8 protein-coding genes and 4 tRNA genes are annotated in these 9,723 nt (G+C 69.4%); 6 read left to right on the forward strand and 6 right to left on the reverse strand.

Annotated elements, in window-relative coordinates; genetic code table 11:
* Positions 1-39: 39 nt before the first annotated feature.
* Positions 40-111, reverse strand: a tRNA-Val gene (locus ON34_RS16300).
* Between the two features lie 364 nt (positions 112-475).
* Between ON34_RS16300 and ON34_RS16305 the strand changes: the two genes are divergently transcribed.
* From ON34_RS16305 to ON34_RS16320, 4 genes are all read left to right on the forward strand, one after another.
* Positions 476-548, forward strand: a tRNA-Gly gene (locus ON34_RS16305).
* Between the two features lie 44 nt (positions 549-592).
* Positions 593-663 (forward strand) — tRNA-Cys (locus tag ON34_RS16310).
* A gap of 1 nt (position 664) precedes the next feature.
* Positions 665-739: transfer RNA gene (locus ON34_RS16315), tRNA-Val, on the forward strand.
* Between the two features lie 235 nt (positions 740-974).
* Positions 975-2,195 (forward strand): sigma factor-like helix-turn-helix DNA-binding protein, encoded by a 1,221-nt coding sequence (locus ON34_RS16320; protein ID WP_245548062.1) that lies wholly within the window; start codon positions 975-977, stop codon positions 2,193-2,195.
* On the opposite strand, the gene ON34_RS16325 is transcribed toward ON34_RS16320, so the two are convergent.
* Positions 2,161-3,105 (reverse strand): hypothetical protein, encoded by a 945-nt coding sequence (locus ON34_RS16325; RefSeq protein WP_245548063.1) that lies wholly within the window; start codon positions 3,103-3,105, stop codon positions 2,161-2,163. The two genes, ON34_RS16320 and ON34_RS16325, sit on opposite strands and share 35 nt — an antisense overlap.
* A gap of 443 nt (positions 3,106-3,548) precedes the next feature.
* Here ON34_RS16325 and ON34_RS16330 point away from each other — a divergent pair, with 443 nt between their 5' ends.
* On the forward strand, positions 3,549-4,523 hold the full coding sequence (locus ON34_RS16330) for a hypothetical protein (RefSeq protein ID WP_040780194.1): 975 nt from the start codon (positions 3,549-3,551) through the stop codon (positions 4,521-4,523).
* A gap of 29 nt (positions 4,524-4,552) precedes the next feature.
* Here the strand turns inward: ON34_RS16330 and ON34_RS16335 are convergent, their stop codons facing one another.
* From ON34_RS16335 to ON34_RS16345, 3 genes are all read right to left on the reverse strand, one after another.
* Positions 4,553-5,521, reverse strand: a complete 969-nt coding sequence (locus ON34_RS16335) for a LysR family transcriptional regulator (protein WP_085997081.1) — start codon at positions 5,519-5,521, stop codon at positions 4,553-4,555.
* 279 nt (positions 5,522-5,800) lie between these two features.
* A complete protein-coding gene (locus tag ON34_RS16340; RefSeq protein WP_083889487.1) occupies positions 5,801-7,381 on the reverse strand; it encodes a flavin-containing monooxygenase in 1,581 nt (526 codons plus the stop codon).
* Between the two features lie 58 nt (positions 7,382-7,439).
* On the reverse strand, positions 7,440-8,675 hold the full coding sequence (locus ON34_RS16345; protein WP_040780195.1) for a cytochrome P450 family protein: 1,236 nt from the start codon (positions 8,673-8,675) through the stop codon (positions 7,440-7,442).
* Between the two features lie 247 nt (positions 8,676-8,922).
* Here ON34_RS16345 and ON34_RS16350 point away from each other — a divergent pair, with 247 nt between their 5' ends.
* Positions 8,923-9,462: a GNAT family N-acetyltransferase gene (locus tag ON34_RS16350; protein ID WP_040780197.1), complete on the forward strand. Its 540-nt coding sequence runs from the start codon at positions 8,923-8,925 to the stop codon at positions 9,460-9,462.
* Positions 9,463-9,469: 7 nt separating this feature from the next.
* On the opposite strand, the gene ON34_RS16355 is transcribed toward ON34_RS16350, so the two are convergent.
* Positions 9,470-9,723 (reverse strand): alpha/beta fold hydrolase (locus ON34_RS16355; protein ID WP_373291930.1); only part of this gene is annotated, 254 nt, incomplete at its 5' end.

Raw genomic sequence — 9,723 nt, forward strand, 5'->3', positions numbered from 1 at the left:
GAAGACCGGGCATACACTGCACCGGTCTCGCCAATCGAGTGGTCCCAGCTGGGATCGAACCAGCGACCTTCCGCGTGTGAGGCGGACGCTCTCCCGCTGAGCTATGAGACCTGACCTGCGCCCGGTGGTGCGGGGATGCCCTCCGGACGAGACGAAACATTAGCACGCGCCACCGGCGGTTCACCAAATCGCCACCGGGACAGAGGCGGCTCGTGCGCGCGGGGCCAGCAGTCGCAAGACGCCCCAGCCCCACCGAAGGCAGTCCCGCGCCGGAGGCAAGGGGCACCAAACCGGACCGACGACCCGACACAGAAGCACCCCTTCCCCCACCAACCACACCGGCCACCGGCGTCACAGTGCGCAAGGTTCTCGATTTCCCGCGTTCTACCAGCGGATTTGTACCTTTCACCTGGCGTCCGCTAATGTTCTGTCTCGCACCACGGAGGCCGGAAACGAGCCGCCGAGATGCGAAAATGCGGATGTAGCGCAGCTGGTAGCGCATCACCTTGCCAAGGTGAGGGTCGCGGGTTCGAATCCCGTCATCCGCTCGAGAGGTAGGGCCAGGCAGCATTACGCCTTCCCGCCTTTGCGCGGTGGAGTGGCCGAGTGGTGAGGCAACGGCCTGCAAAGCCGTGCACACGGGTTCGATTCCCGTCTCCACCTCGCGCGATTAGCTCAGCGGGAGAGCGCTTCCCTGACACGGAAGAGGTCACTGGTTCAATCCCAGTATCGCGCACCATCGAAATAGCAGGTCAGCCCCGGTTTCCACCGGGGCTTTCTTGTTCCCGCATCCCTGACGTGCCCGTCGCGATCCAGCGCCCGCCCGACTCGCCGGAGCGGGCTGCGCCTGCTCCGGCTTCACCCTGACGATGTACCGGACGTACATCGAGTCCCGGCCGCGGGGAAGGTCGGCTGTCGGTGGGTGGGGATACGCTGTGGCGCACAGTGCCGGAGCCGAGTCAGGGGGTTGTCGCGTGACGATCAGCGTGGAGGCCGCGCCGGATGACGACGCTGACCCCGAGCTGCTCGACCTGCGCGACGACATCTCCTTCGAGCTCGAAGAGGTCAACGAGGTGCTCGCCGAGCTGATCGCGATGCGGGCCGATCGCAAGGCCAAGGACGGCGAACTGCTCACGGCTCGGTTGGGGATCAGCGGCGAACGGCCCGAAACGCTGGCGCGGATCGGCGCCCGCTACGACCTGTCCCGCGACCGCGTGCGACAACTGCACACCAAGGCGGTGGGCCAGCTGATCCGGATGGCCCAGCAATCCGGGCACCGCGCCGCGGCGGTGCTCGGCGCGCGATATCCACTCGGCGCGCGCGACCGGCAGCTGGTGCGCGCGCTGCTGGTGGAGACGTACGCGACCGACACCGACATCGCCGCCACCGAACTGTCGTACGTGAAACTGCGGCTGGCCGGGCACGCGGCCGAGGACGCGAAGCGGATCGCCGGATTCGTCACCCAGCGCATCGCGGCCTGGCAGAAGAAGACCAACCGGCGCTTGGCCAAGCTGCAGGACGCGCAGCCACGGGGGATCAGTCAACTGAATCCCTGGTTGGATCAGGTCGAATGGCCCGGTCCGGGCGCCGCGGCCGCGCTTCCTACCGCCTCCGCGCGCACAGTGGACAGCGACGACGACGGCCGCGGGCGCTTCTACTTGGACAAGGTCGGCCGCGACGTGCCGTTCGACTCCGGCCTGGAGGCCAGGTTGCTGTGGATCCTCAACGCCAGCGACCTGGTCGAGACGTTCCAGGAGCATCCGGCGGCGGTCACCTACGAGCTCGACGGCGCCGAGCGGTCGCACCACCCGAGCATCGTCGCCCGGCTGACCGACGGCCGGATGATCCTCATCGACGTCGAGCCGCTCGGCCACCTCGGATTCCACGTCAACCGGGTGAAGGCGGCCGCGAGCCGCGCGTACGCGCACGCCAACGGCTGGGGCTGGCTGGTCTGGACGGGCAGCCGCATCGGCGTCCCCGACCTGCGTGCCCGGCCGGTCGCGGCAGCGAGCGAACGGATGTTGCGCGAGCTGGTCGAGCGCGGACCGGTGCACTGGGCCGGGCTGCGCGATGTGCGCGCGAAGACCGGCCTCGACCTGGTGGACTTCCTCGCGCTGGTGCTGCGCAACGAATGGCGGTGGGACCGAGCGCCCTTCCGGCTCAGCGCACCACCATCGCCGCCGCCAGGAACGTGACGATCAGCAGCATCGCGCAGACCGTGATCAACTGCCAGCGCTCGATGGACTGCTCCAGGTTGGCGATGGTGCCGCGCAGCGCCTTGTCCAGCCGGTCATGGTCGGCGATCGTGCGCTGGGCGGAGGCCAACGCGTCGGCCTGCTCCTGCACCGCCAGCTCCGCGCGTTCCAGTCGCGTGGTCAGCTTCACCACGTGCTTCTGCTTGTCCCGCAACGTCTTCCGGGCCATGGCCAGCGTGGTGCGCTGATTGACCAGCTCTTGGCGCTGCCGGGCGATCACCGTTGCCTGCGTCCTCGTGTGGTGTTCCCAATCGGTCACGGTGGCCCAGCCTCCTGTCCTCTCGTCCCGATAGCCCCAGACGAACTCGCCGCGCACCCAGCCCGCGATGAACTCGCGCAGCTCCACCGGCTCACGCCGGGGCGCCGCCATCGCGTGCTCGGTGTCCAGCACACCGGTGACGGCGCGGTAATCGCAGGTGGGGGGCGCGAAATCCGCGATGCCCAGCGCGTGCAGATACGGCACCCAGTAACCGGGCGGGCACAGCCAGAGCACGTCCGTGCAGCCCGCGGCGCGCAACCGTGCGGTGTGCTCCTGAGCGAGTCCGCGCTCCAACGGCCCGCTGCGGACCTCGATCGCGTACACCCGATCGCCCTTACGCCAATAGACGTCCACGGGCAGTGTTCCGATGCGCCGATCCACTTCCGCCTCGTCGGCCCCGTAGTCCAGCAGCCTGCCGCGCAGCCAGTACTTCAACCGCTGCATATCCCATTGCGCGGCGGCGCAGTCCGGACACTCGCAGGCGTAGCCCTTCGACGACCCGCGCGCCCGGCCGGAGCCGTCCCCGATACCCAACTCGGCGAGAAGCGCTCGGCGCCCGCAGGCGATCTCCGCCCGCTGCTTCGTTCTCACGCGACCACTCCCCTGCACGAACCACCGCAGGCCTGGCGACCCACGCCATAGATCAAGAGTGCGTCAGACTTGCCTACCTTGCCAGTCCCGTGTACCCCGCGCTCGGGTGCGCCACACCTGGGGTCATGGATGGGATCGGCGTCGGACTCTGCGGCACAAGGGCTTTCATCATGCCACGCGGCCTCTTCGGCCACTCCGGGATCGGTGATTGATAGTTGCCGCCATCCGCGGCAGGTCCGTTCGCGCCGGTCGGTGCGCTTCCGGACAAACCGGATCGGCGCGCACTCCGCGTGCGTGGACGTAAACCCGTGGGCCTACGCTGATTCGATCAGGTCAACGGATCGGCCTAGCGCCGATTCTTCGCGAGCCGCGGATGTCCAACTGGGCGGATAGAATCGTCCGGCCGAGTGCGAGCTGGGCCGATACGGGGAAGTGGGTACTGCATGGAGCACGGTCAGCAGACCGGCGAGTCGATCGGCGCGATGTTGTCGAGTATCGCGTCGACTCTCCGCGAGGTCAGCGAGAAGCTGGACGCGGTAGCCGCCCGGATCGACGGCACCTCGGCCGTGCCCGGCGAGCAGACCATCGAGGCTCGGTTGGCCAAACTGGAGGCATGGGTTGCGCAGGCCGGACGCGATATCTCCGGCATCGACGCCCGGGTGGAACGCCTGGAGTCCAGCGGGTCCCCGGCACCGAACGCCCCGGGCGCGGCCGACCGCTCGACCCGGTTACCCCGAGGCGCGGCGCGGCCGAACGCAGGCCAACCGGAGCGTGCGACCGCGGAACCCGCACCCGCTGCGCGGAAGAGCGATTCCCCGGAACCCGCCGCTTCCCGAAACGGCGCGCGACCACTGGAGATACCCCGAGAACCGGTGCACGCCGCCCCGGAGCCGTACTCCTCCGCGCAGTCGGGTTTCACCCCGCCCCGTGAACCCGCCATGACCACGCGGGAACCGAAGGACACGTCCGGGCAGCACTTCACCCCGCCCGCGCCGCGCGAGCAACCGTCGACCTTCACCGCTCCCCCTGCGCAGGAGCCCGTCTCGCGCTTCACCACACCGGCGACGCGTGAACCCGCCTCCTTCACCGCGCCGAGCGCGCGGCCCATCGGATCATCGGCCTCGTACTCGCAGCAGGAAAACGCCGCGTACGAAAGCATTATCGCGTCCTCCACCAGCGCCGATCGGGGCGCGGACCGCAGCGGTTCCCGCAACGGCACGGCTCCCGATGCCCCCGTCGCGGGTCTCACCGGCGCCCGCCACGCCACCGAGGAAGACCGCACGCCGGTGGAGAACACCCACGTCGACAAGCTCCAGGCCATGCTGGACGAACTCAAGCGCACGGCGGCGGCTCCGCTCGGCCGTTCCGACATCTTCGGTCCGCCGGCGGGCGAGCCGACCACGAACGGATATCAGTAGCGCGGCGACGCGCAGCGCAGGACCGGCGACTACCGGCTCTCCAGTCCGCCTCCGACCTCCTGAGCGACCTGGCTGCGCCGTTTCGGCGGATGCGCCGCGGCCGCCGAGCGCAGCAGGATTTCCTGGACGAGATCGCGAAGCCAACGGTGCCCCCGGTCGGGGGTGTTGCGCGGATGCCAGGCCAGCCCGATGGCGATCTCCGGCAGCGGCAGCGGAATCTCGAACGCGCCCAATCCGATCGCGGGCAGGGTGGCCGCGCTCAGCAAGGCGGGCGCCGAGCAGACCAGATCGCTGCCGCGCACCGCGAACAGCGCGCTGGTCAGCGTAGGGACGGTAGCCACGACCCGCCGGGTGCGGCCGTGCAAGGCGAGCCGATCGTCGATCGGGCCGTGCGCGCGTCCGTCGCGCGAAATGCTCAGATGCCGCGCGGCCGCGTACGCGGCGACGGTGACGCGATCGGTGACCAGGGGATGGTCCGCGGCGGCCACGCCGATCACGCGGTCGGCGAGCACTCGGCGCACCGTGGTCTCCGGGTCGGTGTTGTCGATGACGCCGACTTCGAGATCGACGCGTCCGTCGCGCAGTGCGGCGGTGCCGTCGAGAGTTTCTGGCACGAAGCGCAGCGTCACGCCCGGAGCCTGTGCCCGCGCCGCGGCCAGCAGCGGCGCGGCGAGTTCGGTGACCACCAGATCGCCCGCCTGTATCGCGAAGGTCCGGCGCAGCGCCGCCGGATCGAGGTCGTCGCGCGGGGCGAGCAGCGCGCGTCCCTGCTCGACCAGAGTGCTGACTTCGTAGCGCAATTCCAGCGCACGTGGTGTCGGCACCAGCGTGCGGCCCGACCGCACGAGCAAGGGATCATCGAGCACGACGCGCAGCCGGGCCAGTGTCCGGCTCATCGCGGGCGGCGAGGTGTGTAGGCGCTGTGCGGCGAGCGTGACGCTGTTGGTGTCCAGCAGCGCGTCGAGGGCGACGAGCAGGTTCATGTCCAGCGCTTCCACCCCTGGATTATCGCCAAGGCAAGGACCGATCCCTGACATTGCCCGGCGGGGCAACCGCCGGTCATCGAGGACGCCCCCGATGTCCGTCGTCGGTGTCTGGTTGGCCGGACACCGGCCGTGCGCGACTTGCGGGCTGCAAACGTCACACCATTCCTGCACTGTATGCACGAATGGTCGCGAGATCACCATCGCCGAACGACATTCCGACGCGGGAGGCACCCGGCTGGCCGCGGCGGCAGCTCCACCGCACCCGGCGGACAGGCACCGCGGGCCGCGCGCCTAACCTCTGAGGTCGGTCGCCTGGTGGCTGACCCGGCCGCTGTCGGCCTCGCGCGGAAGCGGTTCCGCGGCGATCGGGGCTGCCGGAGGCATCGTGGGCGCGGCGCCGGGCTTGCGCCGGGTCGCCAATCCGCGGTAGGACTCCGGCTTGATCCGGCGCAGCCACTGGCTGGCGCGGGTGCGCAGTGGCAGGCGGAACCTCAGGTCGGCGAGCATCTCATCGATGTTCTGGATGGAGAACGGGACAACCGAGGTGCCGTGCGCGTGATGGCCGTGCGTGCGGTCCTCCATCCAGCGCAGGCGGGCGTCGATCTGCTCGTTCATCGTCTCGGCCGGTGGCAGGTTCAGCCTGCCGGTGAGCAGCGCGGCGGTCCAGTGCGCCGCGACTTCGGCGCCGACCGTGCTGACAACCGACGAGTTGTAGCCGGCAAAGGTGAGATTCGGGACCTCCAGCGGCAGGATCTGCCGGTGCAGGCGGAAGTTGCCGTGCTCGTCGGTCAACCGGCGCTGCACGTACGGCGTGAGGAACGGGACGCGCTGATGGAAGCCGGTGGCGCACACGACGACATCGGCTCGCAGCACCTCACCGGTCGACAGCCGCACCGCGGGCGCGGCCTTGGGGCCGCCACCCAGCTCGGTGATCGTCGTGTCGCGGTGCACCACGATGCGACCGCCCGCGACCTGCTCGAAGAAACCCTCGCTGGCGAGGCTGATGGTGCTCTCGGCGAGCTCCTCGAACCGGCCGCTGGGCACCAGGCCGAGTTCGCGCAGCCGCAGGCGCTTGGTGGCCAGTTCCTGGATCAGGTCGAAGTTGCTGATCCGCACCGATTCGCCCGGCCCGTCCAGGAACCGGTCCATCCAGCCCGGCCGCAGGTAGTGGAAGTGCGCCTCGCCGAAGCGGGTCAGCATCAGCCGTTCGTAGTCGATCACCCGGGCCAACTTCCGCGGCATCTTCCACAACAGCCGCCGGGCCACCACCGAGGTGGACGCCGCGACCTCGCTCACGGCGGTGGCGATGTCGCAGGCGGACCTGCCGTAGCCGACCACGACGACCGACTTGCCCCGCACCGATTCCAGATCGAGGAACTCCGAGGAGTGGCACAGTCGGCCGCCCGCGGCACGGAACCAGTCGGCGCCGCGGTAGTCCGGCATCGCGGGTTGGCTGAACACGCCGTTGGCGATCACCAGGTGGTCGCAAGAGCTACGGTGCACACCACCCTCATCGCGAATTTCCAGCAACCACCCGCTGTCCACCGGATCGGCGGCGACGACCTCGGTCCGCAACCGCAGATGCTCGGTCAATCCGAAGTGCTCGGCGTACGCGGCCAGGTACGCCTGCATCTGCTGCCCGTCGAGGACGCGCGGATAGTCCGCGGGCATCGGGAAGTCGGAGAAGTGATATGTCTCCTTGGAGTTCTGCGTCCGCAGCCCCGGGTATCGCCGGGTCGCGCTCCACACGCCACCGACATCGGGTGCGCGGTCGAAGACCTCGACCGGAAAACCCTCCTGTTTCAGCACTTTCGCGCAGGCGAGACCTGCGATACCCGCACCGACGATCCCGATGCGGCTTCCGCTTGTCATGCGCAGGAGACTACGTCGCCAGCGCCGCACAGCAAAGTCGGCCGACCGAATCCGCTCGTCAGCGCATCGCCGGCGCACTTTCCGGGACGACGGGGAGCTCGAGCAGGCCGCGGATCAGAATGCTCTCCCGCCACCGCAGGTCCGTGTCATCGGCGGCCAGCCGCAGCCGCGGGTACCTGCGCACCAGCCTGGTCAGCGCGATGCGGGCCTCCAGCCTGGCCAGTCCGGCGCCGAGGCAGTAGTGGATGCCGTGGCCGAAGGCCAGATGACCGTTCGCCGCGCGGTCCGGATCGAACGTCGCGGGCGCGGCGAAGTGCCGTTCGTCGCGGTTCGCCGAGGCCACCGCGACGAGCACCAGCTCCCCTTCGGGGATCACGCTGCCGCCGAGCGCCACGGGGGCGGTGGTGTAGCGCAGGGTCACCATGTTGACCGGCCCGTTGTAGCGCAGCATCTCCTCCACCAGCGCCGGGACGCCGGCCGGGTCGTCGTGCAGGGCGCGATACCGGGGTGGATCGGTCAGCAGTTCGAGCACGGTGTTGCCGATCAGATTCACTGTGGTCTCGTGGCCAGCGACCAGGATGAGGAACGCCATGGAGATCAGTTCGTCGTGGCCGAGGCGCTCCCCTTCGTCGCTGACCAGCAGCAGCTGCGAGATCAGATCATCACCCAGCCCCTCCGCGCGACGCCGGGCGACCAGGCCGTCGAAGTAGTCGACGATGGCGTCGGTGGCGGTGCGCATCCCCTCCGCTGTGGACATCGGACTGTCCACCACGGCTGCCGACCATTCCCGGAACCGGGCCCGGTCCTCGACGGGCACACCGAGCACTTCGCAGATCACCGTGACCGGCAGCGGAAACGCGTACTCCGCGAGCAGGTCCACCTGCCCCGCGGCGTCCTCGGTTCGATCGATCGCGTCTAGCAAATCGTCCGCGATCGCCGCGACCCGAGGGGCGAGGGCCTCCATCCGCGCGGGCGCGAAGGCGGGGGTGACCAGTTTGCGCAACCGGGAATGCCGCGGCGGGTCGGCGTTGAGCAGATGGTGGCTCAGGCGCGGATTGATCGCGGTGACGCCGCTCCTGCCCGCCGCCGCCTGCCGTGCATGGGCGCCCGCGGCGGTGTTCGGGTCCTTGCGCACGTCGGGATGACGCAGAACGTCCCTGGCGGCGTCGTAGTCGACCACGAGCCACGCGCGCACTCCGGTGCGCAACCGGATCCGGTGCACCGGGCCCTCGGCGCGTAACTGCTCGTAGAAGGCGTACGGCGTGCGAAAGAAGTCCGCTGGCAGCTCTCTCATTCGATCGGTCCCCCTGCGTTCGCGAGTGTTGGTGCGGCCCTTCGATGGTGACAGCCGTCACCGCTCACGGCCAGCCCTCGGGCCATCCGTTCGATCGTCGTTGTCGATCGCCGCCCAGCAGCGCGAACCTGATCCGCGTACGGCACCGCCGCGGTCGGACTCGATATCGGACTCCCGAGCGTCCTTCTTGCCCGTCTCGGTAATAGTCCGCATAGGCACGCCGCCGGAGGTGTGCTCTGATGAAAGCATGAGCAACCTCCCAGTCATCGTCGACCGGGCCGGGCTGTGGGACGCGGAGGCACTCAGTGATGTTGCGGCCGCGACCTTTCCGCTCGCGTGTCCCCCGGGTGCGACGCCCGATGACATCGAGATCTTCGTCACCGACGTGCTGTCGGGCGAGCGCTTCGGCGAGTATCTGAGCGATCCGGCGCGGATCGTGCTCAAGGCTCTCGCAGGGGACGACATCGTCGGCTACGCGATGCTGGTGACGGGCGATCCCGCCGACGCGGCGGTGGCCGACGCGGTCGGCCTGCGTCCGGCGGTCGAGATCAGCAAGATGTACGTGCTGCCGGGCCATCACGGCACCGGGGTGTCGACCGCGCTGATGCGGGCGGCGCTGGAGTGGGCGCGGGACGAGGGTCATCCAGGGGCGTGGCTGGGCGTGAACCAGGAAAACGTCCGTGCGCAGCGCTTTTACGCCAAACACGGTTTCACCGTCGTCGGCACCAGGACGTTCACGGTCGGCAAGCAGGTGCACCACGACTACGTGATGCGTCTGGTCCTCTAGCCAGGGCTCACCGCAGGAAGTCGACCAGCGCGGTGTGGAAGGCGGGGGCCGGTACCGCCATCAAGTGATCGCCGGGCACCACGGCCAGCGTGCCGTTCGGCAGGGCCTCGGCCAGTCGTTCGGGTTCGGCGGCGAACGGGTCGTTGTCGCCCGCCAGCACCAGCGCGGGCACGGTGACGTCCGAGAGGTCCTCGATCGGGCGGTCGTCCAGGCCGGTCGCCACCGCCTGCATCGCGTCCATATCGGCGTGCACGGCGTCGG

The sequence above is a fragment of the Nocardia pneumoniae NBRC 100136 genome, from assembly GCF_000308755.1.
GTDB classification, from domain to species: Bacteria; Actinomycetota; Actinomycetes; order Mycobacteriales; family Mycobacteriaceae; genus Nocardia; species Nocardia pneumoniae.

What these genes read in the sequence shown, in the direction of transcription:
- ON34_RS16330 (WP_040780194.1), top strand. Translation starts at nt 3,549, where the DNA reads ATGGAGCACGGTCAGCAGACCGGCGAGTCGATCGGCGCGATGTTGTCG.
- ON34_RS16340 (WP_083889487.1), bottom strand. Translation starts at nt 7,381, where the DNA reads ATGACAAGCGGAAGCCGCATCGGGATCGTCGGTGCGGGTATCGCAGGT.
- ON34_RS16345 (WP_040780195.1), bottom strand. Translation starts at nt 8,675, where the DNA reads ATGAGAGAGCTGCCAGCGGACTTCTTTCGCACGCCGTACGCCTTCTAC.
- ON34_RS16350 (WP_040780197.1), top strand. Translation starts at nt 8,923, where the DNA reads ATGAGCAACCTCCCAGTCATCGTCGACCGGGCCGGGCTGTGGGACGCG.